Genomic DNA, 22,895 nt, shown 5'->3' on the forward strand with positions numbered 1-22,895 from the left:
AGGGAATGGTCGTGGAGTTCCGCACGGCGCGCAGAACGACGCGGGGCCCGGCCGAAGCCGGGCCCCGCACGCTCACTCCAGCACGATCAGGAGGTCGCCGCCCTCGACCTGCTGGGCGCCGCGCAACGCCAGGCGCTGCACGCGTCCCGCCTTCGGGGCGGTGATCGCGGCCTCCATTTTCATGGCCTCGATCGTCGCGACGGTCTGGCCGGCCTCCACGCTGTCGCCCTCGGCCACCGCCGCCGTCACCACTCCCGCGAACGGGGCCGCGACGTGGTTCGGGTTGGCGCGGTCGGCCTTCTCCGCGGCCGGGATGTCGGCGGCCACGGAGCGGTCGCGGACCTGGATCGGGCGCAGCTGGCCGTTCAGGGTCGCCATGACCGTGCGGAGGCCGCGCGCGTCGGCCTCGGAGATCGCCTCCAGGCCGATCAGCAGCCGGACACCCGGCTCCAGGTCGACGGAGTACTCCTCACCCGGTCGCAGGCCGTAGAAGAAGTCCTTGGACCGCAACACCGACGTGTCGCCGTAGGCGTCGCGGTGGGCGCGGAACTCCTTCGTGGGCCCCGGGAAGAGCAGGCGGTTCAGCGTCGCGCGGCGGTCGTCGACGAGTCCCGCCTCGTCCTCCGGCGAGAGCTCCTCGATCGGCTTCGGTGCCGTCCGGCCGGCCAGAGCCTTGGTGCGGAACGGCTCCGGCCACCCGCCGGGCGGATCGCCCAGCTCGCCGTGCAGGAAGCCGATCACCGACGCCGGGATGTCGAACTTGCCGGGGTCGGCCTCGAAGTCCTCCGGGGACACGCCCGCGCCCACGAGGTGCAGTGCGAGGTCGCCGACGACCTTGGACGACGGCGTCACCTTCACAAGGTGGCCGAGCATGCGGTCGGCGGCCGCGTACATGGACTCGATCTCCTCGAACTTCTCGCCCAGGCCCAGTGCGACGGCCTGGGTGCGCAGGTTCGAGAGCTGACCACCGGGGATCTCGTGGTGGTAGACGCGGCCGGTCGGGCCGGGGATGCCGGACTCGAACGGCGCGTAGATCTTGCGCACGGCCTCCCAGTACGGCTCGAGGTCGCACACGTTCTGCAGGTCGAGGCCCGTGGCGTGCTCGGTGTGGTCGGTCAGCGCCACGATCGACGACAGCGGCGGCTGCGACGTCGTGCCCGCCATCGACGCGGTCGCGCCGTCGATCGCGTCCACACCGGCCTGGATCGCGGCCAGGTAGGTCGCCAGCTGGCCACCGGCCGTGTCGTGCGTGTGGAGGTGGACCGGGAGGTCGAACTCCTTGCGCAGAGCCGAGATCAGGCGAGCGGCGGCCGGGGCCCGCAGGAGCCCCGCCATGTCCTTCACCGCCAGGACGTGCGCACCCGCGCCGACGATCTGCTCGGCCAGCTTGAGGTAGTAGTCCAGTGTGTACAGACGTTCGTCCGGGTTGGACAGGTCGCTCGTGTAGCAGAGGGCGACCTCGGCGACGGCCGTGCCGGTCTCGCGCACCGCCTCGATGGCCGGGCGCATCTGCTCGACGTCGTTCAGCGCGTCGAAGATCCGGAAGATGTCGATGCCGGTGTCCGTGGCCTCCTGCACGAACGCCTTGGTGACCGCCTCGGGGTACGGCGTGTAGCCGACCGTGTTGCGGCCGCGCAGCAGCATCTGCAGGTTGATGTTCGGCACGGCCTCGCGCAGTGCGGCCAGGCGCTCCCACGGGTCCTCGGCGAGGAACCGCAGCGCCACGTCGTAGGTCGCGCCGCCCCAGCACTCCAGGGACAGCAGCTCCGGCGTCATGCGCGCGACGTGCGGTGCGACGGCGAGCAGGTCCTTGGTGCGTACTCGGGTGGCGAGCAGCGACTGGTGCGCGTCGCGGAACGTCGTGTCCGTGACACCGACGGCCTTGCTCTCGCGCATCCAGCGCGCGAAGCCCTCGGGGCCCAGCTCCACGAGCCGCTGCTTCGACCCGGCCGGCGGTTCGGCGTTGAGGTCGATGATCGGCAGCTTCTCCCGCGGGTCCACCGCGGTCGGGCGGGTGCCGTTCGGGTGGTTGACCGTGACGTCCGCGAGGTAGGTCAGCAGGCGCGTGCCGCGGTCGGCCGAGTGGCGCGCGGTCAGCAGGTGGGGGCGCTTCTCGATGAACGACGTGGTGACGCGGCCCTCGTAGAAGTCCGGGTCGTCGAGCACCGCCTGCAGGAACGGGATGTTCGTGGAGACACCGCGGATGCGGAACTCCGCGATCGCCCGGCGCGCACGGGCCACGGCGAGGGCGAAGTTGCGGCCGCGGCAGGTGAGCTTCACGAGCATCGAGTCGAAGTGGGCGCCGATGGCCATGCCGGCGCCGGCCGTGCCGCCGTCGAGGCGGATGCCGGAACCACCCGGCGAGCGGTAGGCGCTGATCATGCCGGTGTCCGGGCGGAAGCCGTTGGCGGGGTCTTCCGTGGTGATGCGGCACTGCAGCGCCGCGCCGCGCAGCTGGACGGTGTCCTGGCTGAGCCCGAGGTCCTCCAGCGTCTCGCCGGACGCGATGCGCATCTGCGACTGCACCAGGTCGACGTCGGTCACCTCTTCGGTGACCGTGTGCTCGACCTGGATGCGCGGGTTCATCTCGATGAAGACGTAGTGGCCCTGCGGGTCGAGCAGGAACTCGACGGTGCCCGCGTTGCGGTAGCCGATGTGGCGGGCGAACTTCACCGCGTCGTTGCAGATGCGCTCGCGCAGCTCGGGGTCGAGGTTCGGCGCGGGAGCGATCTCGATGACCTTCTGGTGACGCCGCTGCACCGAGCAGTCGCGCTCGAACAGGTGGATCACGTTGCCCTGGCCGTCGGCGAGGATCTGCACCTCGATGTGGCGCGGCTCGACCACGGCCTGCTCGAGGAACACCGTCGGGTCGCCGAACGCCGACTCCGCCTCGCGCGACGCCGCTTCGAGCGCCTCACGCAGCGCGGCCGGGTCGTCGACCTTGCGCATGCCGCGGCCACCGCCACCGGCGACGGCCTTCACGAACACGGGGAAGCGCATCGACTTCGACGCTTCGAGCAGCACGCCGATGTCCGACGACGGCGCGCTCGACTCCAGCACCGGCAGCCCGGCCTCGCGGGCGGCGGCGATGGCACGCGCCTTGTTGCCCGTGAGCTCCAGCACCTCGGCGACGGGGCCGATGAACGTCAGGCCCGCCTCCCGGCACGCCATCGCGAGCTCGGGGTTCTCGGACAGGAAGCCGTAACCCGGGTAGATCGCGTCGGCGCCGGCCTTGCGGGCAGCCTTGATGATCTCGTCAACAGAGAGGTACGCGCGAACAGGATGACCGGGCTCGCCGATCTCGTACGACTCGTCCGCCTTCAACCGGTGCAGGGAGTTGCGGTCTTCGTGAGGGAAAACGGCGACCGTTCCCGCGCCCAGTTCGTAGGCGGCCCGGAACGCGCGAATCGCGATCTCGCCGCGGTTGGCGACAAGAACCTTGCGGAACATCCGTAGCCCTCCCGGATTTGCTCGTCGGTCAGTTCGGGCACGTTACCGTGCGACTCTTGCCTGTTGGGAGGACTGTCTCACGTGATGGGTGTCATCCTGATCGGTCTTGCCCGTGAGGATTCTCGCGGTTTGGGAGCTAGGTTGATACCCACCACCCGGTCAGACTCCGCCCGGTAGTGGGTTTAACCAGATCGAGTGACGATCTTGGTAACTATCTCGGTAGGGTGAGCCATATGGCCGGGGCTGATGGAGCCGGGCAGCCTACTGCCCGCACACCGCATTTCGACGTTGTCCTTCGTGGTTACAACCAGCGACAGGTGAACGAACGAGTCACCCGCTTGGAGTTCGACCTCAAGAACTCGAACCGCTCCCGTGACGCGGCCGCCGCCCAGGTGGGGGAGCTCACGAAGCTCCTGAACGCGACGCGTGCCGAGCTCGACAAGACCAAGATGCAGCTGTCGAACCTCGCCAACAGCCCCGTCAGCGCGTCGAACGTCACCGAGCGTGTTCGCGTGATGATGAGCCTGGCCGAGGAAGAGATCGCGGACATCCGCAAGGACGCCCTCGACAAGGCCGCCGCCACGCGCGGCGAGGCCGAGAAGTGGGCGGCGGAGCAGCGCGAGAAGCACAACCGCCTGCTCGCCGAGACCGAGGCCCGCCGCAAGCAGCTGGAGGTCGGCCACCAGCAGCGCACGGCTGAGCTCGAACAGCAGTTCGCCTCCCGCAGGTCCGAGCTGGAGGCCGAGCACGAGGCGTTGCGCGCGAAGCTGACCGCCGAGCACGAGGCCCTGGTCGCCGAGGTGCGCGCGGAAGGCGAGCGCGTGGCCGCCGAGTTCGAGAAGAAGTCGGCCGACCTGGACACCCGCCGCGTGGAGCTCGACCAGAAGTACAAGGCCTACCACGACGAGCTGGACAAGGAGTACGACGGCCTCAAGGCGACGCTGACCGCCGAGCACAAGAAGGTGCTGGCGGACGCGAAGGCCGAGGCCGAGCGGATCGCCGCCGAGTCCGAGGCCACGCGGGTCGAGGCGCTGCGGAAGCTCGACGAAGCGCTGAAGGCCAAGCAGGCCGAGGCCGAGAAGGCGATCGCCGAGCTCGAGGCGGAGTCGCAGGCGTTGGCCGAGAAGATCACCTCCGAAGCGTCCGCGCAGGCAACCGCCCTGGTCAGCGCGGCGGAGGAGAAGGCCGAGACGGTCGTGCGCGAGGCCTCCGGCAAGGCCGAGTCGACGCTGGCCGAAGCCACGCAGAAGGCCGAGACGGTCGTGCGTGAGGCCGACGAGAAGGCCACCACGCTGGTCCGCGACGCCGAAGCAAAGACCTCCGCCCTGGTCCGTGAGGCCGAGGAGAGGTCAGCGGCCGCGGTGGCCGAGGCCGACCAGCGCGCTGCCGCCGCGGCCGAGAAGGAAGCGGCACTGCGTTCGGCGCACGACAACCTCGCCACGCAGTTCCACGCCGCGCAGGCAGCGGTCGAGGCGGCGATGTCGGTGCTGAAGCCGCTGGACTCCGAGGGCTCCAACGACTCGGACGACTCGGACGACGGCGAGACCCAGCAGCTGCCGAAGCCGCGATAGGTCAGCCGGGGAACGGTGGCCGGCTGCTCGTGCCCCAGCTGGTGAAGCACTTGCCGTTCGGCGCGTAGTCGCTCGCGAACCCGATGAGCGACTTTCCGTCGAGCGACGCGACATCGGCGGGGTGGAAGTTCAGGCAGACGGGCTGCTTGGCCCGCGCGCACTCGGACAGGTACCACCACGTCTCGCCGGCGTCGTCGCTGCGCCAGATGCGGCCCTTCACCGTCTCTTCCCGCAGGCCGACCGAGCCGGCCCACAGCTTGTGCTCGCAGGCATGTCCCGACCTGGCGCGGGAGCTCGTAGAGATGGCCGCGGCAGAGCACCATGGTGCTGGCCGGGTCGGTGAACTCGCTGATCTTCTTGAACTTCTTGCCGGATTTGGGGCGCGCAGGTGGAAGGTACGGCTCGGGGCGGGTGTTGCTGGCGCAGCGCGAAAGACTGGTGTGGCGGTGGGGATCGCGGTGATCGGGTGGCGCGGTCCGGCAATCTGGTCCAGCAGCGTGGTTCGGCAGCGCGACCCAGCAGCGCGACGTTCACCGGTGCCCAGCCGCGCGGCACACGCGCGGCTACGTCTTCTCCAGGAAGTCCGCCCTCTCCTCCGTCAGCAACGTCGCCACCATGCCCGCCAGGCCGGGGTGCTTCTCCAGGTCCGGGTCCTCGTCCACGACGTGCTGGGCCGCCAGGCGGGCCTCCGCGATGATGTCCTCGTCGCGCAGCAGGGAGAGCATCTTCAGGGCTGAGCGGCGGCCCGACTGCGCGGCGCCGAGGATGTCGCCCTCGCGGCGGAGCTCGAGGTCCAGCTGGGCCAGTTCGAAGCCGTCCAGAGTGGACTCGACGGCGCGGAGGCGTTCCATCGTCGCGGTCATCTCGGGCATCTCGGTCACCAGCAGGCAGAGGCCGGGGGCGCTGCCTCGGCCCACTCGGCCGCGCAGCTGGTGGAGCTGTGAGACGCCGAAGCGGTCGGCGTCCATGATGGCCATGACGGTGGCGTTCGGGACGTTCACACCCACCTCGATGACGGTGGTGGCGACCAGGACCTGGACCTGGTTGGCCGCGAAGGCTCGCATCACGGCGTCCTTCTCGTCCGGGGGCATGCGGCCGTGCAGGATTTCCACGCGCAGGCCGCGCAACGGGCCCTGCGCCAGCATGTTCGCCACGTCGATCACGGAGAGGGCCGGGCGCTTGTCCTCGTCGTCGGACTTCGCGGGCTCCTCGTCGCCGATGCGCGGGCAGACGAAGTAGGCCTGGTGGCCTGCGGCCACCTCCTCGCGGACGCGGGCGAAGGCGCGGTCCAGCCACGCGGGCTTTTCTCGGACGGGGACGACCGAGGTTTTGATGGGTGAGCGGCCGCCTGGGAGCTCGCGCAGTGCCGACACTTCGAGGTCGCCGTAGACGGTCATGGCCACCGTGCGCGGGATCGGGGTCGCGGTCATCACCAGGACGTGCGGGTTCTCCACGGAGCCGCGGGCGCGCAGGGCGTCGCGTTGTTCCACGCCGAAGCGGTGTTGTTCGTCGACGACGACCAGGCCCAGCGAGTGGAACTCCACCTTGTCCTGGATGATCGCGTGCGTGCCGACGACGATGCCCGCCTCGCCGGTCACGATGTCCAGCAGGGCCTGGCGGCGCTGCGCCGTGTTCATCGAGCCGGTCAGCAACGTGACGCGCGTGGCGACGTCGGCGCCGCCCAGCTGGCCGGCCTGGGCCAGGTCGCCGAGCATCTCCTGCAGCGAGCGGGCGTGTTGTGCCGCAAGGACTTCCGTCGGGGCGAGCATCGCCGACTGACGGCCCGCGTCGACGGCCTGCAGCATCGCTCGCAGCGCGACCATGGTCTTGCCGCTACCGACTTCTCCTTGCAGGAGGCGGTTCATCGGCACCGTGGCTTCGAGGTCTGCTGCGATCTGCTCGCCCACCTCCACCTGGCCCGCCGTCAGCTTGAACGGCAGGCGCGCGTCGAACGCGTCCAGGATGCCGCCGGAACGACGTGCGCACGACGGCGCCGGACGAGCTGTGGAGGCCTTGCGGCGCTGCGCCAGGGCCAGCTGCACGGCAAGAGCCTCGTCCCACTTCAGGCGTTGCTGCGCCACGGAGATCTGCGCCCAGCTCTCCGGGCGGTGGATCGCCCGCAGCGCCTCCTCCAGCCCGATCAGGCCGTGCTCCTCGCGGAACGCGAGCGGCAGCGGGTCCTCGGGCACGCCGTCCCAGATCTCCAGCAGCTGCTTCACGCAGTTCGCGATGTTCCAGGTGTTGATGTGCTGCGAGGCCGGGTAGACGGGCAGGAACGCCTGCAGGAACTCGGAGCCGTCCGACTCGGGGGTGAGGATCTCGAACGCCGGGTGCACCAGCTGCAGGTTCTGGCGGTAACGGCCGACCTTGCCCGCGAACAGGGCCCTGGTGCCGGGCAGGAGCTCCTGCTCGGCCACGAAGGCCACCTTGCCGAAGAACACCAGGTGCAGTTCGGAGGTGCCGTCCGTGATCACCGCCTCGGTCATGTGGCCGTGCCTGGCCTTCATGCGGCGCTTGGTGCACTTGCGGACCTCGGCCTGCACCGTGACGTGCTCGTCGATTTCCAGCGACCTGATGTCGGTCAGCTGCCCGCGCTCGTCGTAGCGGCGCGGGTAGTGGCGCAGCAGGTCACCGACCGTCGTGAGGCCGAGGCCGGTCTCCAGTGCGTCGGCGGTCTTCTTGCCGAGCAGCGGCTGCAGCTTGTCGTCGAAGGAGATCATCGCGTCCCATTGAACTACTCGACACCGACAAAGATGACCGCGTCGGGCTGGCCGCCCGGATAAGCGGTCACCTCGACCTCCGGATGGGTCACCCGCAGGTGGTCCTCCAGCACGTCGGCCAGGCCGTCCGGGGCATCGGCGCCCAGGATCACCGTCACCAGTTCGCCGCCGCCGTTCAGCATGCGGTCGACCAGGCGGCAGGAGAGATCCAGCAACGACTCCGGCGTGGCCGGGCCGGGCTCGATCAGCACGACCTCGCCGTCCAGCATGCCCAGCACATCGCCCGGCTGGCAGCGGCCCACCCACGTGATGGCCTCGTCGGCGGCGATCGACAGCTCGCCGCGGCGGGTGGCGGCAGCGGCCTCGGCCATGGCGACGACGTCGTCGCCGGCGCGGCGGGACGCGTCGTGCACGGCCAGCGCGGAGAGGGCCTGCACGGGCGAGAACGTCGGCACCACCACCACGTCCTGCCCTGCGGCCTGTGCGTACGCCACGGCTTCGTCGAGAACCTCGACGAGGTCCGGATCACCCGGCAGAACCGCGACGTGACGCGCGCGCGTCGACACGATGGCCGACAACAGGTCCGTGGGCGTCGCCGAAGCAGAGGCCAGATCGAACACCGTGGCGCCTTCCGCCCGGAACAGGTCCACGGCGCCGCTCACCACCACCACGATCGCCCGGTCGCGCACGAACCGTGAAGCCTGCGCCGCGATCTGGTCGGCGAACCGCGCCACCGTGATGCGGTGCGGACGCCCGGCGCGCACACCCGCCTCGACGGCCGCGCCGATGTCGTTGCAGTGCACGTGCACGGTCCACAGAGAAGCGCCGTCGCCCACGACCGACACGCAGTCGCCGAGCAGGTTCAACGACGCGCGCAGCTCCGCGACGGCCTCCTCCGAGGTGCCGTCGAGCAGGTACATGACCTCGTACTCGAACTCCGATGAGCCGCTCTCGCGCTCGGTCGTCAGCGACTCGGGCGTGCGCGGCACCAGCGGTGCGTCCGTCGGCGTTTCCACGGTCTGACCGGTGATCACCGCGGCCAGTGTGTCCAACAACACAACGAGACCGCGTCCGCCTGCGTCGACCACCCCGGCCTTGGCCAGCACCGCGAGCTGACGCGGTGTGTCGGCCAACGCGACGGCACCCGCGCGCGACGCCGCCATCACCACCTCGTCGAGGTCGTCCGACGGGCAGTCGCGAGCGGCCTCCGCGGCGGCGTGCAGCACTGTCAGGACCGTGCCGGGAACCGGATTGGACACAGCGGCGGTGGCCAGCTCGTCAGCCCGGTGCAGCGCCTTGCGCAGTGCGGATCCCGTGACGACGGACACCTCCTGCACTGACTCCGCCAGGCCCCTGAGCACCTGGGACAGGATCACGCCGGAGTTGCCGCGGGCCCCGGCCAGCGCGCCGCGGGCCAGCGCGGACAGCGCGTCACCCACCGTGGCGATGGGCGAGCGCAGCAGCGCGTCGAGCGCCGACTGCATCGTGTGCAGCAGGTTGGTGCCTGTGTCACCATCCGGCACGGGAAAGACGTTGATCTGGTCGATCGACTCCCGGTTGGCGTCCAGCGACCGCACGCACGCGTCCGCCCACCTGCGCACCGCGACCGCATCCATGACCTGCATGGCGGCGAGAGTATCCACCCGGTTTGGTCGCTGGTGAGGCCACCGGCTACCCTGATTGGGTTGCCGTGCCCGGTTGAGGCTTGTGCACGCTTGCGCGCCCACCGGGACGCGAGACACCCGCTTGAGGAACCTGAAGGAGTGGCTGACGTGGCTGCCGTGTGCGACGTCTGTGGCAAGGGGCCGGGCTTCGGCCATTCGGTTTCGCACTCCCAGCGGAAGACGAACCGCCGCTGGAACCCGAACATCCAGTCTGTGCGCGCGAAGGTCTCGGCCTCGCAGCGCCAGCGCATCAACGTGTGCACCTCGTGCCTCAAGGCCGGCAAGGTCGTGCGCGGCTGATAACGCCACAGCTCGTTAGTTCGAGAGGAGCCCGGCTTCGGCCGGGCTCCTCTCGCGTTTCAGGGCCCGGTGCACGAACATCAGGCAGGCCGCACCGCTGAGCAACGCCCCGGTACCGCTCAGCGCAAACACCGCTCGCGGCCCCATGACCAGCAACAACCCGCCTGCGGCAGCCGTTCTGAGCAGGTTCGCGCCCATCACCGGCGACGAGACCGCGGCGAAGGCCCGCCCGCGCATCTCCTCAGGTGTGCGCAACCGCACGATCGCGTTCGCCGTCACGTTGTCGACGCCGTTCGAGACACCGCCGATGAACCAGCCGATCCCCGCGGCCACCACGTACGGGAACGCGGCGGGGATCAGGACCGCGATCCCGGTGGTGATGCCGGTGATGGCGAGTGCGTGAGCCGCCTGCGAAACCGTCCCGAGCCGCGCGGCCAGCCGGTTGCCGACGAGAATGCCGACCATCCAGCACGCCTGCATCGCGCCCAGCAGGAACTCGTCGCCGTGCAGCACGAACCGCACGAACGCGGGGGTCGGCCACGTTGATCACCACGACGGCACCGACGAAGAACGCCAGCCCGAGGATCGCCGCGAACAGCACGGGATCCCGCCGGACGTGCCGGATCCCCGCGAGCGCGCTCGGCCGCTGCTCGTGCTCGCCGGAAGGTCTGCGGTCCGACCGCACGAACGCCAGCAACACCGCGTAGACACCGAAGGTGGCGCCGTCGATGAGCAGCGCGGCGGGATGCCCGAAGATCCCGGCGAGCAGCGCGCCACCGGTCACGCCCGCGATGTTGCCGACGCTGCGCGCGGTGCCCAGCCACGCATAACCACGCGTGGCTTCTTCTTCGCCCGCGATGTGCGGCACCAGAGCGGCGATCGCGGGCATGGCGATGGCACGACCGCAGCCGGAGAGGAACACGAGCGCCAGCACGAAGGCGGGCTGGCCCATCAACGGTGCGATGGCCGCGATCGCGATGCCCTGGAACAGCAACGCGATGGTCAGCAGTCTGCGGTTGGGCAGCCGGTCGACGAGCACACCCGCGAGCGGCGCACCGAGCACGAGCGGCAGCAGTTCGGCGACCAGGATCGCGGCGACCAGCAACGGGCTGATCGCCGTGGCCCAGAACAGCAGCACGAGCAGCGACAACGAGCTGCCGAACTCGGAGACGGCCGCTCCCGCGGCCGTCAACGTCAGATCACGTCTCGCGTGCGGAACTACGGAAGCTTCCAGTCGACCGGCTCCGCGCCCTGCTTCTCCAGCAGTTCGTTGGCGCGGCTGAACGGCTTCGAGCCGAAGAACCCGGCGTGCGCGGACAGCGGCGACGGGTGCGCGGACTCGATGCAGGGCAACGGCTCGAGCAACGGACGCAGGTTGCGCGCGTTGCGGCCCCACAGAATCGAGACCAGCGGTGCGTCGCGAGAGGCGAGCGCCTTGATCGCCTGCTCCGTCACGGCCTCCCAGCCCTTGCCCTGGTGGGAGTTCGCCTTGCCGGGCTGCACGGTCAGCGCCCTGTTGAGCAGCAGCACGCCGCGCTCGGACCACGGGGTCAGGTCGCCGTTGGACGGCAGCGGATGACCGAGGTCCTCCGCATATTCCTTGTAGATGTTGACCAGCGACTTCGGGATCGGCCGCACGTCGGGGGCTACGGAGAACGACAGGCCGACCGCGTGGCCGGGCGTCGGGTACGGGTCCTGGCCGACGATCAGCACCTTCACCTGGTGGAACGGCTGCTTGAACGCGCGCAGCACGTTGTCGCCCGCGGGGAGGTAGGTGCGGCCGGCGGCGACCTCCGCGCGCAGGAACTCACCCATGGCGGCGATCTGATCAGCAACGGGGGCGAGAGCTTCAGCCCAGCCGGCTTCGACGATTTCGTTGAGGGGACGAGCCACGGCTGTGAACCCTATCTCACTCAATCCAGACGACGGAGCTTCTCCCGGTACAGCGCGATGTTCTGCACATATTTCTCGACGATGAATGCCCACGCCTGTTCTGGCACAACAAATCCAGCACGCTCGCGGGCAGGAACTCCCAGCACCATCGTGCGTTCACGAACATGGCCGTCGAACGAGACCACCGCGCCGGCACCGACGATCGCGCCCTTTTCCACGATGGAACCGTTGAGCACCACGGAACCTGACGCGATCAGGCAGTCGTCGGCGACCGTCGCGCCCTCGATGTGCACGTTGTGGCCGATGACGCACGACGAACCGATGTGCACCGGGTGGACCTCGGTGCAGTGGATCACGGTGCCGTCCTGGATCGACGTGCGCTCGTCCACGACGATGCGGCCGTAGTCGCCGCGCAGCACGGCTTGAGGCCACACCGACGAATGCGCGCCGATGCGCACGTCGCCGATCACAGTCGCATCCGGGTGCACGTACGCGTCCGGGTGGATCTGCGGCGTGTACTCCCCCAACGCATAGATGGCCATGCGCCCGAACCTACAACGGCTTCCCGAAGCAACGACTCTCCGGGTGGTCGCGGTACACGCCGAAGTTGTCGATCCGCACGTAACCGCTGGTGGTGTACAGGCTGATCGCCTCGGGCTGGCGCAGGCCGGTTTCCAGCACCATCCGCCGAAGGCCCGCCTCGCGCGCGGTTTCCTCCAGGTTGGCGAGCACGAGGCGGGAGTAGCCCTTCCCGCGCACGGAGTCGACGACGTACATCCGCTTGATCTCGGCGGCACCTTCGAGCTCGTCGTTGATCCGCCAGCCACCGCACGCGACGGGAACGCCGTCGAGGTAGCCGATCACGAAGTAGCCGAGGGGTGCGGCGAACTGCGCCGGGTCGACCGGTGTGACGTCCACGTCGCCGTACCGGTCGACGTAGACCTGCTGCAGGTCGGCGATCATCTTGACCGAATCTGGATGGTCATACGCGCGCGTGCATAGTTCCACATCGACCAGTTTACGCGCGCCAGTGCTCCCAGCCAGGCGGTTTTTCGTAAACCCTGCCGTCGACGGTCACGCCCTCGCCCGCACGGACCGTGCCGATCGTCGTCCAGCCCTCCGGCACCGCCTTGGGTCCGGGGAACGTCGCCGCGAGGGCGTGATCCTCGCCTCCGGTCAGCGCCCAGTGCCGTGCGTCACCGCCGAGCGCCGAGGCGACGTCGAGCAGCCGCGGGTGCAACGGCAGCAGCTCGGTGCGGATGTCGATCGCCACGCCCGACGAGTCCGCGATGTGGCCGAGGTCCTGCAGCAGGCCGTCCGAGACGTCGATCATCGACGTGGCCCCCGCCTCCGCGGCCTTCGGACCCTCCTCGTACGGCGGCTCCGGCGTGCGCTGGGCGTTGACTATCCCGACCGGCGAACGGAAGCCGCGACTCAGCACGGCCAGCCCGGCGGCGGCCCAGCCGAGCCGTCCGGCCACCGCGACGACGTCACCGACGAGCGCGCCGGACCGCGTGATCGGCTCCAGCCCGTTCATGTCGCCCATCGCGGTGATCGAGATCACCAGCGTGGCGGAGCTGACCATGTCGCCGCCGACGATGCCCGCGCCGGCCTGCGCCGCCTCCTGCCAGAGGCCCGACATGATCCCCTCGACGACCGACGCGGGGGTGTCCGCGGGGCAGGCGAACCCGACGAGCAGAGCGGACGGCAACGCACCCATCGCCACGACGTCGGCGAGGTTCACCGCGGCCGCTTTTCGGCCCACCTGCTCGGGACTGGACCAGTCGAGTCTGAAGTGGACACCCTCGACCAGCACGTCCATCGACGCGACGACGCGCCCGTCCGGGACGGCGACCACTGCCGCGTCGTCACCGGGACCGAGGATCGTCGTCTCGGGTTGCGCCCGACCGGTCGTCACCCGGTGGATGAGATTGAACTCACCCACTTCGGCGACCGTCTCCGCGTCGCGCGGCGGCTCCGGACGCAAAGTTGCCTCCCAATCTGAGCATTCGGAACCCCAACTGGGGTACGTTGCGTGACACGTTCCTACCTCGACCCAACCTGTCGCGACGAAGGGGCACGCCGTGGTGCATGCATACATCCTCATCCAGACCGAGGTCGGCAAGGCCGCTGCAGTCGCCTCCGAGATCTCCGGGATCGCCGGGGTAGCCACCGCAGAGGACGTCACCGGTCCTTACGACGTCATCGTCCGCGCCGAAGCGGACACCGTCGACCAGCTCGGCCAGCTCGTGGTCGCGCGCATCCAGAACGTCGAAGGCATCACCCGGACGCTGACCTGCCCGGTGGTGCATCTCTAGCTCGTGCTGTCATAGCCGGGTGACTCAGCAGGAATCCACGTCGGCGCTGTCCCGGCCGTTGCTCGCGGCGGTCGGGCTCGCCGTGCTGCTCGCCATCGGTGTCGCCACGCTCGGTCTGGTGCTGGGCACGGGAAACCAGTCGGAGGACGTCCCCGGTCGCACGGGTCCCCTCGCGCTGGTCTCGATCGACGCACCGGACGCGGCCTCGCAGCCGTGCACGTCGCTGATCGAGAAGCTGCCGGTGGGGCTGCCGTCCGGGAAGGACATGCTGCCGCGCCGGGAGATCGCCTCGCCCGCGCCGCCCGCCGCGGTCGCGTGGGGTGACGCCAAACACGATCCGGTGGTGCTGCGGTGCGGCCTGCCCCGGCCCTCCGAACTCACGGCGACCTCGCAGCTGCGGGTGATCTCGGACGTGCAGTGGCTGCAGCTGCCCGGTTCCGGCAGCTCGACGTGGGTGATCGTGGACCGCGGTGTGTACGTCGCGCTGACGGTGCCCGACGACGCGGGCACCGGTGCGCTCCAGGACGTTTCCACGACGGTCCGCGACCTGCTGCCGAAGCAGCCGGTCAAGACCGAGGCGCGGTGACCACCAGCCTTTGCGGTGAAGGCTGGTGGTCACCGCGCTTGGCCCTAACGCAGGCCTGAACCGCGCGCGATCGCCGTCTCGATCAGCGTGGTCAGCAACGTGGTGTAGTCCACGCCCGTCGCCGCCCACGCCTTGGGGTACATGGAGATCGGTGTGAAGCCCGGCATCGTGTTGAGCTCGTTGATGATCAGCTCGTTCTGCTCGGTGAGGAAGAAGTCCACCCGGGACAGACCCTGGCAGTCGAGCGCCTTGAACGCCGTGACGGCCATCTCGCGCAGCTGCGCGGTGATGTCGTCGTCGAGCTTCGCCGGGATGTCGGCCTCGTAGGAGTCGTCGACGTACTTGGCGTTGAAGTCGTACCACTCGACGCCCTCGCCGACCGGCCGCAGCTCGGCGGGCAGCGACGCCTCGACGCGGCCGTCCGGGTACTCGAGCACGGCGCACTCGATCTCGCGCACGTTGGGGACGGCGGCCTCGACGATTACCTTGGGGTCGTGCTGGCGCGCCTCGAAGATCGCGGCGTCGAGGTCGGCCCAGTCGCTGATCTTGGAGATGCCGACGGACGAGCCGGCGCGCGACGGCTTCACGAACACCGGCAGGCCGAGGTGCTCGCGCTCGTCGAGGGTCAGCGTGGTGGCGGCGCGGTCGAGCGCGACGAACCTGCCGACCGGCAGGCCCTCCGCCTGGAGGATCTTCTTGGCGAAGATCTTGTCCATGGCGGCGGCGCTGGCGAACACGCCCGGCCCGACGTACGGGAGGCCGCCCAGCTCGAGCAGACCCTGGATGGTGCCGTCCTCACCCCACGCGCCGTGCAGCAGCGGGAAGACCACGTCGACGTCCTTGAGAGCCTGGCCCGGCTCGATCGCGACGACGTCGGTGCGGTTGCGCAGTGTCGGGAGGTTGCCCGTGCCCGCCTCGAGCGCGGTCGGGTCCGTGCCGAGCGCCCACTGACCCTGCGGCGTGATGCCGACCGGCACCACCTCGAAGCGATCGGCGTCCAGGAAGGGCAGGACGCTCTTGGCGGACTGGCAGGAGACCTCGTGCTCGGAGCTGCGGCCGCCGAACACCACGGCCACCCTCGTCTTGCGCTGCGTCATGGGGCCCGACCCTACCCGTTTGGGCGATTGTGCCTACTCGCCAGTTCTAACCTGGACGACGTGCTGAAGATCAAACCACTCGACCTGGACGAGGCCGCCGGACTCCGCGGTTACGCGGACGTGCGGATCGCGGCCCAGGCCGTCGACCATCCCGGCGAACCCGCGTCGAGCAGGGACCGGATCATCGCGTCGCTGCGGGAGGCCAGTCCCGACTTCAGCGAGTTCGTCAGGCTCGTCGCACTGCGTGATGGCGAGGTCGTGGGCATCGCGGCGGTGGGACTGCGGACGCGGCTGGCGGTCGGCTCGATCACGGTGCACCCGCGGTACCGCAGGCAGGGCATCGGCACCGCGCTGCTGGACGCGTTGCTGCCCGAGTTGCGCGCGGGTGGCCGGGAAGCGCTGGAGAACCGGGTCGTGACCAAGGGCAGCGCGGGCGAGCACTGGGCGCTCGCGCGCGGGTTCCACGTGACCGCGTCCCGAGTCGTGCAGCGGCTGACCGTCGCGGACGTCGAGCCCGAATCCTGGGAGCTGTCCGCACCCGTCGGCTACCGGGTGGAGCGGTGGATCGGCGCGACGCCAGAGCACCTGCTGGTGTCGGTGGCCTCGACGCGGCGGGCGATTCACGACGCGCCCGACACGGCTCGCGATCCGGAATGGACGCCGGAACTGGTTCGTGCCGCGGAGGCGGAGGACCTGGCGGCCGGCGTCGAGCACCGCGTCGTCGTCGCGGTCGAGGAGGCCACGGGTCTCGTCGTGGCGTTCACCGACGTGCAGCTGTATCCGGACGACTTCGAGCACACGGTCTGGCACGACACGGTGGTCGCACCCCGGCATCGCGCGCGAGGGCTCGCCCGGTTCGTCAAGGCGCACATGCTGCGATGGCTGCTCACCGACCGGCCGGAGCTCGAACGCATCGACACCGGAACGGCGGCGGCCAACTTCCCCATGATCCGCGTGAACGAGCGGCTCGGGTTCGTCACGGCCCGCGAGGTCGTCGTGGTCAGCCGTTCCGTCTGAGCAGCTCGGTCAGCACCGGCAACGCGGACACGAGCTGCTCCCGCGAACACGCGCTGTACCCGATGGCGAGCCCGTGGAACTTGGCCCGGTTCACGTAGTGCCTGGCCAGGCCGTCCACCTTCAGCCCGCGTTCGAGGGCGAGCCGCATGATCTCCCGCTCCTCCTCCAGGCTGGGCAGCAGCACGACGACGTGCGCGCCCGCGTCGTCACCGATCATCGTGATGCCCGCGGCTGCGAACGTGTCGACGATCAACGCTCGACGCTCGGACAGTTCGCGACGCAGCTTGCGCAGGTGCCGGCCGAGGTCGCCGGTGCGGGCCAGCTCCACGACGACCCGTTGCCCCGCGGCGGCCGGGCTGGTGCCGGTCAGGTCGCGGTGTTCGAGGATCGTCGTGGCGATGTGCTCGGGAGCGACCATCCAGCCCGCACCCAGCGTCGGGGTGAGGATCTTGCTCGTGGTGCCGAGGTGGACGACGACGTCCGGGGCCAAAGCCGCGAGTGACGGCAGCGGTGCCACGTCGTAGCGGAGCTCGCCGTCGTAGTCGTCCTCGATGACCAGCCAGCCGTCCCTCCTCGCTCGCTCGACCAGCGCGACCCGCCGCCCGGCCGACATGCGCCCGCCGAGCGGGTACTGGTGGGCGGGCGAGCAGTAGACGGCCTTCACGCCGGGCGGAACCGCCTCGGGGAGCAGTCCTTCCGCGTCGACGGCGGCCTGGACGACCTTCAGGCCGGCGGCGCGGAAGACGCCCACCGCACGCTGGTAACCCGGCTCCTCGACGGCCACGGCATCACCGCGCCGCAGCACGGACACCGCGATCTCGGTCAGCACCGCCGTGGTGCCGCCCGTCGCGAGCACGGGGTCGGCGTTGACGGCGAGCCCGCGGTGGCGCAGCAGGTGTTCGGCGATCGCCTCGCGGTACTCGGGCAGGCCCGCGCGTTCGGGACGGGACAGCGGCGGTGCGTCGGCCGCGGCGCGCCACGCCCTGCGCCAGGCCGCGCGGTCGAGGCCACCTGCCCACGGTGCCCCGGTGCCGAGGTCGACGAAGTCGGTGATGGCGGGGACGACAGCCTTGCGCGAACGTTTGCGCAACGGGCCGGGCGGGGTCGTCGTGACGTAGGTGCCAGAACCGTGACGGCCCGCGATCCAGCCTTCGGCGTGCAGCTGCTCGTAGGCGGCGGCGGTCACCGTGCGGGACACACCGAGCGAGTCGGCCAACGCGCGCGTGGACGGGAGACGATCGCCCGCACGCAGCCGTCCTTCCGACGCCGCGGAGCGCAGGGCGTCGGCGAGCTGGACGGCGAGTGGTTCGGCCGACTCGCGGTCCAACGCGACGGGCAGCGCGGTCTCAGCCAAAGTGGCCTTCCCAAATTGATCAGAACTGGCGCTTCAATGATGCCACTTCTGTCGTCAGAGTGGGAGCATGTCCACTGAGCTGCAGCTCTCCCCCACCCCGCGCAGCACCGTCATCCGCGGCAAGAAGCGAGCCGTCCAAGACCGCCAGGTGCTCTACGACATCCTCGACGCGGGCCTGGTCTGCCATCTGGCCGTGGAGGTCGACGGGGCTCCGTTCCTCATCCCCACCGCGTACGGGAGGGACGGCAACCGCATCTTCCTGCACGGGTCGACGGGCTCACGGTCCATCAGGAGCATGCTGGAAGGCAAGCAGGTTTGCGTCGCGGTCACGCTCGTGGACGGCGTCGTCTACTCACGGTCGGTGTTCCACCACTCGATGAACTACCGGTCGGCGATCATCCACGGCACCGCGAAGATCGCCGAGGACCCCGAACACGCGCTGAAGGTGATCGTCGAGCACGTCACGCCCGGCAGCTGGGACTACGCCAGGCAGCCCTCCAAGAAGGAGCTGGCGCAGACGGCCGCGCTGGAGATCGACCTCACCGAGGCGAGCGTGAAGGTGCGCGACGGCGGACCCGGCGAGGAGCCCTCCGACCTGGAGGCGAACCTCGTGTGGGCCGGGCACATGCCGCTCGTCCAGTCGTGGGGCACCCCGGTTCCGCACGAGACGGACAAGCCGGTGCCACCGCACGTCAGCGGACGGGTCCGTTGACCGGGTCGTAGCGGTACGGGGTCATGGCGCGGGTGCCGTGACGGTAGACGTGGATCGACACGGCCGGGTCCACACCGTCGTTGCGCACCTGGTGCACGTAGCCGGGTCCCCACACGCGCGACTGACCGGCGTGAAGGGAGTGCACGACCTGGATGCGGGTCGTCACCACCTCGGTCAGCAGGCCGCTGACCACGGTGAACGCGCCGGAGGTCGTGGCGTGGTCGTGCAGCGAGGCCGTCTGACCGGGGAGCCAGCTCATCAGCCAGATCTCCTGGTCGTCGGTCTTGTCGACCAGCGCCGAGAAACGCTCTTCCGGGTCGTACCGGAGCAGGTGCTTCCAGCGGTCGCGGTCGGCCGCCCACGCCAGCGCCACCCGCACGGGGTGCAGCAACGCGGAGTTTTCAGGCAGAACGAGGCTGTTCTCAGGAACGGCGAACATCGGGAGAAAGTCCTTACCAGGCGAGCGCGAAAGAGGACGCGGGACTATCGCCAGGTACAACAGCAACATGCGTTGAAGGACATGACGCAGAGGGTCCCGGAACCGGGACCCTCTGTCAATCCAGGCCCAGAGCTTGGGACACGTCCTTCACCAGATCGTGGGTGTCCTCACAGCCGGCCGAGAACCGCACCAGTCCCTCCGGGACCGGATCACCCCACTGCGCGCGCCGGTCCGCACTGGAGTGCAGGCCACCGAACGACGTCGCCGCCGACACGAGCCGTGACTTGCGGAGGAACGCCTCCACCGCCTCCTCGGACTCCAGCTCGAACGTCAGCACGCCGTTGAACCGCCGCATCTGCTGCGCCGCGAGCAGGTGTGCCGGATCCGCCGGGTCGCCTGGCCAGCGCAACCCGGCGACCCGGCCCGAGAGCAACTCGTACAGCGCGGCGGCGTTCTTGGCCTGCCGTTCCAGCCGCAGATCCAGAGTCCCGAGGCCGCGCAGCGCCAGCCAAGTCTCAAAGGGACCGGGGATCGCGCCGTTCAACGCCCGCGCGTTGCGGAACGACGTGGCCAGGTCCGGGGAAGCCGCCGTCAGGTGTCCGAAGAGGACGTCGCTGTGCCCGGCGACGGCCTTGGTGTCGGACGACACCACGATGTCGGCGCCGAGTTCCAATGGCCGCTGTCCCAACGGTGTCGCGGTCGTGTTGTCCACAGCCACGAGCGCACCCGCCGCATGCGCCGCCTCGGCCAGCGTCGCGATGTCACACACGTCCAGGCCGGGATTCGACGGCGTCTCCAGCAACACCAGCCGCACGCCGTCGAAGGACGGGTACGGCCCGGCCGTGGGCACCTCGACGAGGTTGATGTCCATTTCGGACGCGAACCGCCGCGCCACGAAATACCCGTCGGACGGCAGCATCAGGGTGTCCCCTGTGGACAGCAGGGTCCGCAGCAGGGTCGAGATCGCCGCCATCCCCGACGGGAAGATGACGCACTCGCCGCCCTCCAGCGATCCCAGCGCGGACTCCAGAGCGCGCCAGGTCGGATTGCTGCTCCGGCCGTAGGTGTCCTGCCCGCCGAGGTGGTACACCGAGGCGAACACCGGCTGCGCGCCGAACGGCTCACCCGGCCCGCCCGAAACCGAGTGCACCACTCGGGTGCCGTCACCATAGGAATTGTTCACTGGCGTTCGTGTTTCCGATCGCGTCCAAGCAGCGCCGCCCCCAGATCGCGCGCGCTGAGCCCGTCATGACACACCATGTGTACGCCTTCGGTGATCGGCATGTCGACGTCATTGGCCCGTGCCAGTTCACGAATCGATGAACATGACTTCACACCTTCGGCGACCTGACCGTGCGCGGCCTCCTGCGCCTGCTCCAGAGTCTCGCCCTTGCCCAACCGCTCGCCGAAGGTCCGGTTGCGCGACAACGGCGACGCGCACGTGGCCACCAGGTCGCCCAGCCCGGCCAGACCGGCGAACGTCAGCGGGTCCGCGCCCAGCGCCGCGCCCAGCCGTGCGGTCTCCGCCAGGCCACGCGTGATGATCGACGCCATCGTGTTGTCGCCGTAACCGAGACCGGCCGCCATGCCGCACGCCAGCGCGATGACGTTCTTGCACGCCCCGCCCAGCTCGCAGCCGACCACGTCGGTGTTGGTGTACGGGCGGAAGTACGAGTTCGAGCACGCGTGCTGCAGGTCGACCGCGCGGTCGTGGTCCGTGCAGGCGATGACGGTCGCGGTCGGCTGCCCGACGGCGATCTCCTTGGCCAGGTTGGGCCCCGACACCACGGCCACCTGCGACTCGTCGACGCCGGCGACCTCGCGGATCACCTCGCTCATCCGCTTCAGCGTGCCGAGCTCGACGCCCTTGGACAGCGACACCAGGGTCGCGTCCGCCGGCAGCAGCTCCTTCCACGCCGACAGGTTCACCCGCAACGTCTGCGACGGCACGGCGAGCACCACGGCGTCGGCACCGTCCAGCGCCTTCGCCGGGTCGGAGGTCGCCTCCAGGTTGGCCGGCAACGAGATGCCGGGCAGGTAGTCGGCGTTCACGCGGGTCTCGGTGATCGCCGACGCGACCTCCTGCCGCCGCGCCCACAGCACGACCTCGGGGCCGGAGTCCGCGATGACCTTCGCGAACGTCGTGCCCCACGAACCGGCGCCGAGCACCGCAACGCGTTCGATCCCCATGCTCAGGCCTTCCTCGGTCCGTAGAAGCCCTCGGGCGCCTGCTCCTGGCGAACCTCGGCGAGCTGGTTCTTCACGTGGCTCATCAGCAGATCGGTGACCTCGCGCAGCAACGGCAGGGTCTCCTCCTCGCCGCGGTAGGCGGACAGGTCGACCGGTTCACCGACGAAGTGCGTGATCGTCTTGCGCGGGAACGGCCGGAACTTCTTCTGGTAGTGGTTGTAGAGGTCCAGCGTGCCCCAGCGGGCGACCGGGATGACCGGGCCGTCGTGCTGCAGCGCGAGCCGTGCCACGCCGGTGCGGGAGTTCGCGGGCCAGCCGTCGGGGTCCCTGGTGATCGTGCCCTCCGGGTAGATCACCACGACCTGCCCGGTCGCCAGCGCCTTGTGCGCCTCGCGCAGGCTCTGCTGCGCGTCCGAGGTGCCGCGGTAGACCGGGATCTGCTTCGCGCCCCTCAGGATCGAGCCCATGATCGGCACGTTCCACAGGCTGTGCTTCGCGAGGAAGTGCGGCACGCGGTCGTTCTTGTGCACGAACACCGCGTCGTAGCACGGGTCGAGGTGCGAGATGTGGTTCATCACGAGCAGCGCCGACCCTTGGCGCGGGATGCGGTCGCTGTGCAGGATCCGGTGCCTGCCCAGCACGAACGACATGGGGTAGAGGATCGCCGCGGCGACCCCGACCCAGAAGCCGCCCTTCTCCTTGGCCACGTGAACCTCTCCTCACTCCCGGAACCTGCGCCCATGAGCACAGTAGTGCCCCGACCACAATCCTCACCCCTCGCTTCCGGCGTCCGGCAGGGCACCTCGCGGCGTCGACCCCCGGTCCCCATATGTCCAATATGGGGAGCGGTGTCGACGCCACGATGCACCCGTCTGACCGGCGAAATCGAGGGGTGAAGGTTAGTGGTCGACGCACCCGTCGCCGGATCGTGGACCATGACGGGGTGCGGGATGAAGTTGACCTCGTGGTGCCGGTCAAAACGCTCGACCGGGCCAAGACCAGGCTGACCAGCGCCACCGGCGGAGATCCGGTGTCGCACGCGGCGCTGGCGCTCGCGCTCGCCATGGACACGGTGAGCGCCGCTCTGGCCACGCCCGGTGTCCGCCGCGTGGTCACCGTCACATCGGACCCAGCTGTCGCCGCCGAGATGGCCGCGCTGGGTGTCGAGGCGATACCGGAACCCGCCGAGCCCGGACTCAACGAGGCGCTGATGCACGGCGCCCGCGCGCTCCGGTCCAACCGCGTCGGCGCGCTGCAGGCCGACCTGCCCGCGCTCAAGCCCGGCGAGCTCCAGGCCGCGCTCGAAGCCGCGGCCGGGCGGCGCGCTTTCGTCCCGGACCGGCAGGGCACCGGAACCACGTTGCTGCTCGCGGCACCCGGCGGCGAGCTCGACCCGAGGTTCGGCGTCGGCTCGGCGGGGCACCACCGGATTTCCGGCGCGATCGCGCTGTTCGGACCGTGGCCGTCGCTGCGCTGTGACGTGGACACAGAAGAGGATCTGCGCCTGGCGCTGACGCTCGGTCTCGGTGTGCACACCGCGAACGCCTTGCCCGCCTGGACAACCTGAGCCGTCCTCACGCGTCT

The 22,895-nt window shown here is 69.9% G+C and carries 22 protein-coding genes and 1 pseudogene; 7 read left to right on the plus strand and 16 right to left on the minus strand.

What is annotated here, in order from left to right; genetic code table 11:
- Nucleotides 1-72: 72 nt before the first annotated feature.
- Nucleotides 73-3,450 carry a pyruvate carboxylase gene (locus C8D87_RS34975; protein WP_112230001.1) on the minus strand — a complete coding sequence of 1,126 codons (3,378 nt, stop codon included), beginning with the start codon at nucleotides 3,448-3,450 and terminating at the stop codon, nucleotides 73-75.
- Nucleotides 3,451-3,767: 317 nt separating this feature from the next.
- Between C8D87_RS34975 and C8D87_RS34980 the strand changes: the two genes are divergently transcribed.
- A complete protein-coding gene (locus C8D87_RS34980; RefSeq protein ID WP_146771957.1) occupies nucleotides 3,768-5,021 on the plus strand; it encodes a coiled-coil domain-containing protein in 1,254 nt (417 codons plus the stop codon).
- A gap of 1 nt (nucleotide 5,022) precedes the next feature.
- On the opposite strand, the gene C8D87_RS34985 is transcribed toward C8D87_RS34980, so the two are convergent.
- The 3 genes from C8D87_RS34985 to C8D87_RS34995 all read right to left on the minus strand — a co-directional run bounded on the left by C8D87_RS34985 (nucleotide 5,023) and on the right by C8D87_RS34995 (nucleotide 9,366).
- Nucleotides 5,023-5,241 (minus strand): hypothetical protein, encoded by a 219-nt coding sequence (locus C8D87_RS34985; protein ID WP_112230005.1) that lies wholly within the window; start codon nucleotides 5,239-5,241, stop codon nucleotides 5,023-5,025.
- 343 nt (nucleotides 5,242-5,584) lie between these two features.
- Nucleotides 5,585-7,741, minus strand: a complete 2,157-nt coding sequence (recG, locus tag C8D87_RS34990; RefSeq protein ID WP_112230007.1) for an ATP-dependent DNA helicase RecG — start codon at nucleotides 7,739-7,741, stop codon at nucleotides 5,585-5,587.
- 14 nt (nucleotides 7,742-7,755) lie between these two features.
- On the minus strand, nucleotides 7,756-9,366 hold the full coding sequence (locus C8D87_RS34995; RefSeq protein WP_112230009.1) for a DAK2 domain-containing protein: 1,611 nt from the start codon (nucleotides 9,364-9,366) through the stop codon (nucleotides 7,756-7,758).
- A 147-nt stretch (nucleotides 9,367-9,513) separates the two neighbouring features.
- Here C8D87_RS34995 and rpmB point away from each other — a divergent pair, with 147 nt between their 5' ends.
- Nucleotides 9,514-9,705: a 50S ribosomal protein L28 gene (gene rpmB / locus C8D87_RS35000; RefSeq protein ID WP_030467945.1), complete on the plus strand. Its 192-nt coding sequence runs from the start codon at nucleotides 9,514-9,516 to the stop codon at nucleotides 9,703-9,705.
- A gap of 15 nt (nucleotides 9,706-9,720) precedes the next feature.
- Here the strand turns inward: rpmB and C8D87_RS48985 are convergent, their stop codons facing one another.
- The 6 genes and pseudogenes from C8D87_RS48985 to C8D87_RS35030 form a co-directional block, all read right to left on the minus strand.
- Nucleotides 9,721-10,185 carry an MFS transporter gene (locus tag C8D87_RS48985; RefSeq protein WP_325049743.1) on the minus strand — a complete coding sequence of 155 codons (465 nt, stop codon included), beginning with the start codon at nucleotides 10,183-10,185 and terminating at the stop codon, nucleotides 9,721-9,723.
- A gap of 76 nt (nucleotides 10,186-10,261) precedes the next feature.
- Nucleotides 10,262-10,897: pseudogene (locus tag C8D87_RS35010) on the minus strand (MFS transporter); the annotation flags it as partial.
- Nucleotides 10,898-10,923: 26 nt separating this feature from the next.
- Nucleotides 10,924-11,598 carry a uracil-DNA glycosylase gene (locus C8D87_RS35015; protein ID WP_112230015.1) on the minus strand — a complete coding sequence of 225 codons (675 nt, stop codon included), beginning with the start codon at nucleotides 11,596-11,598 and terminating at the stop codon, nucleotides 10,924-10,926.
- A gap of 20 nt (nucleotides 11,599-11,618) precedes the next feature.
- A complete protein-coding gene (locus C8D87_RS35020) occupies nucleotides 11,619-12,140 on the minus strand; it encodes a gamma carbonic anhydrase family protein (RefSeq protein WP_109634195.1) in 522 nt (173 codons plus the stop codon).
- A 10-nt stretch (nucleotides 12,141-12,150) separates the two neighbouring features.
- The gene (locus C8D87_RS35025; RefSeq protein ID WP_211337223.1) at nucleotides 12,151-12,561 is read right to left on the minus strand and encodes a GNAT family N-acetyltransferase; all 411 of its coding nucleotides are present in this window, start codon (nucleotides 12,559-12,561) and stop codon (nucleotides 12,151-12,153) included.
- A 55-nt stretch (nucleotides 12,562-12,616) separates the two neighbouring features.
- Nucleotides 12,617-13,585, minus strand: coding sequence for a thiamine-phosphate kinase (locus C8D87_RS35030; RefSeq protein ID WP_109634200.1), 969 nt, complete (start codon nucleotides 13,583-13,585; stop codon nucleotides 12,617-12,619).
- Between the two features lie 97 nt (nucleotides 13,586-13,682).
- Between C8D87_RS35030 and C8D87_RS35035 the strand changes: the two genes are divergently transcribed.
- Both C8D87_RS35035 and C8D87_RS35040 read left to right on the plus strand, forming a co-directional pair.
- Entirely contained in the window at nucleotides 13,683-13,916 is a 234-nt protein-coding gene (locus tag C8D87_RS35035; protein ID WP_089925682.1) for an Lrp/AsnC ligand binding domain-containing protein, read from the plus strand.
- 19 nt (nucleotides 13,917-13,935) lie between these two features.
- The gene (locus C8D87_RS35040) at nucleotides 13,936-14,502 is read left to right on the plus strand and encodes a DUF3515 domain-containing protein (RefSeq protein WP_233439344.1); all 567 of its coding nucleotides are present in this window, start codon (nucleotides 13,936-13,938) and stop codon (nucleotides 14,500-14,502) included.
- 44 nt (nucleotides 14,503-14,546) lie between these two features.
- Here C8D87_RS35040 and C8D87_RS35045 read toward each other — a convergent pair whose 3' ends face one another.
- Nucleotides 14,547-15,599 carry a D-alanine--D-alanine ligase family protein gene (locus tag C8D87_RS35045; RefSeq protein ID WP_109634202.1) on the minus strand — a complete coding sequence of 351 codons (1,053 nt, stop codon included), beginning with the start codon at nucleotides 15,597-15,599 and terminating at the stop codon, nucleotides 14,547-14,549.
- A gap of 60 nt (nucleotides 15,600-15,659) precedes the next feature.
- On the opposite strand from C8D87_RS35045, the gene C8D87_RS35050 reads away from it, so the two are divergent.
- The gene (locus C8D87_RS35050) at nucleotides 15,660-16,616 is read left to right on the plus strand and encodes a GNAT family N-acetyltransferase (protein WP_170166699.1); all 957 of its coding nucleotides are present in this window, start codon (nucleotides 15,660-15,662) and stop codon (nucleotides 16,614-16,616) included.
- Here the strand turns inward: C8D87_RS35050 and pdxR are convergent.
- The gene (pdxR, locus tag C8D87_RS35055) at nucleotides 16,600-17,970 is read right to left on the minus strand and encodes a MocR-like pyridoxine biosynthesis transcription factor PdxR (RefSeq protein WP_109634208.1); all 1,371 of its coding nucleotides are present in this window, start codon (nucleotides 17,968-17,970) and stop codon (nucleotides 16,600-16,602) included. The two genes, C8D87_RS35050 and pdxR, sit on opposite strands and share 17 nt — an antisense overlap.
- A gap of 67 nt (nucleotides 17,971-18,037) precedes the next feature.
- On the opposite strand from pdxR, the gene C8D87_RS35060 reads away from it, so the two are divergent.
- Nucleotides 18,038-18,682: a pyridoxamine 5'-phosphate oxidase family protein gene (locus tag C8D87_RS35060; RefSeq protein ID WP_112230019.1), complete on the plus strand. Its 645-nt coding sequence runs from the start codon at nucleotides 18,038-18,040 to the stop codon at nucleotides 18,680-18,682.
- Here C8D87_RS35060 and C8D87_RS35065 read toward each other — a convergent pair.
- The 4 genes from C8D87_RS35065 to C8D87_RS35080 all read right to left on the minus strand — a co-directional run bounded on the left by C8D87_RS35065 (nucleotide 18,663) and on the right by C8D87_RS35080 (nucleotide 21,961).
- Nucleotides 18,663-19,121, minus strand: a complete 459-nt coding sequence (locus C8D87_RS35065; RefSeq protein ID WP_109634212.1) for a cysteine dioxygenase — start codon at nucleotides 19,119-19,121, stop codon at nucleotides 18,663-18,665. The two genes, C8D87_RS35060 and C8D87_RS35065, sit on opposite strands and share 20 nt — an antisense overlap.
- A gap of 115 nt (nucleotides 19,122-19,236) precedes the next feature.
- Entirely contained in the window at nucleotides 19,237-20,304 is a 1,068-nt protein-coding gene (locus tag C8D87_RS35070) for a cystathionine gamma-lyase (protein ID WP_109634214.1), read from the minus strand.
- Nucleotides 20,301-21,311 carry an NAD(P)H-dependent glycerol-3-phosphate dehydrogenase gene (locus C8D87_RS35075; RefSeq protein WP_109634217.1) on the minus strand — a complete coding sequence of 337 codons (1,011 nt, stop codon included), beginning with the start codon at nucleotides 21,309-21,311 and terminating at the stop codon, nucleotides 20,301-20,303. The genes C8D87_RS35070 and C8D87_RS35075 overlap by 4 nt, the downstream gene beginning before the upstream one ends.
- 2 nt (nucleotides 21,312-21,313) lie before the next feature.
- Nucleotides 21,314-21,961 (minus strand): lysophospholipid acyltransferase family protein, encoded by a 648-nt coding sequence (locus C8D87_RS35080; RefSeq protein ID WP_109635225.1) that lies wholly within the window; start codon nucleotides 21,959-21,961, stop codon nucleotides 21,314-21,316.
- Nucleotides 21,962-22,254: 293 nt separating this feature from the next.
- On the opposite strand from C8D87_RS35080, the gene cofC reads away from it, so the two are divergent.
- Entirely contained in the window at nucleotides 22,255-22,878 is a 624-nt protein-coding gene (gene cofC / locus C8D87_RS35085) for a 2-phospho-L-lactate guanylyltransferase (RefSeq protein ID WP_233442445.1), read from the plus strand.
- Nucleotides 22,879-22,895 lie beyond the last annotated feature (17 nt).

The sequence above is a fragment of the Lentzea atacamensis genome, from assembly GCF_003269295.1.
In the GTDB taxonomy this organism is placed as follows: domain Bacteria; phylum Actinomycetota; class Actinomycetes; order Mycobacteriales; family Pseudonocardiaceae; genus Lentzea; species Lentzea atacamensis.

Excerpts from the sequence above, each read along its gene's own strand:
- C8D87_RS34975 (WP_112230001.1), bottom strand. The coding sequence starts at position 3,450 with ATGTTCCGCAAGGTTCTTGTCGCCAACCGCGGCGAGATCGCGATTCGC.
- recG (WP_112230007.1), bottom strand. The coding sequence starts at position 7,741 with ATGATCTCCTTCGACGACAAGCTGCAGCCGCTGCTCGGCAAGAAGACC.
- C8D87_RS34995 (WP_112230009.1), bottom strand. The coding sequence starts at position 9,366 with ATGCAGGTCATGGATGCGGTCGCGGTGCGCAGGTGGGCGGACGCGTGC.
- C8D87_RS48985 (WP_325049743.1), bottom strand. The coding sequence starts at position 10,185 with ATGCAGGCGTGCTGGATGGTCGGCATTCTCGTCGGCAACCGGCTGGCC.
- C8D87_RS35020 (WP_109634195.1), bottom strand. The coding sequence starts at position 12,140 with ATGGCCATCTATGCGTTGGGGGAGTACACGCCGCAGATCCACCCGGAC.
- C8D87_RS35025 (WP_211337223.1), bottom strand. The coding sequence starts at position 12,561 with ATGATCGCCGACCTGCAGCAGGTCTACGTCGACCGGTACGGCGACGTG.
- C8D87_RS35045 (WP_109634202.1), bottom strand. The coding sequence starts at position 15,599 with ATGACGCAGCGCAAGACGAGGGTGGCCGTGGTGTTCGGCGGCCGCAGC.
- C8D87_RS35060 (WP_112230019.1), top strand. The coding sequence starts at position 18,038 with ATGTCCACTGAGCTGCAGCTCTCCCCCACCCCGCGCAGCACCGTCATC.
- C8D87_RS35065 (WP_109634212.1), bottom strand. The coding sequence starts at position 19,121 with ATGTTCGCCGTTCCTGAGAACAGCCTCGTTCTGCCTGAAAACTCCGCG.
- C8D87_RS35075 (WP_109634217.1), bottom strand. The coding sequence starts at position 21,311 with ATGGGGATCGAACGCGTTGCGGTGCTCGGCGCCGGTTCGTGGGGCACG.
- C8D87_RS35080 (WP_109635225.1), bottom strand. The coding sequence starts at position 21,961 with ATGTCGTTCGTGCTGGGCAGGCACCGGATCCTGCACAGCGACCGCATC.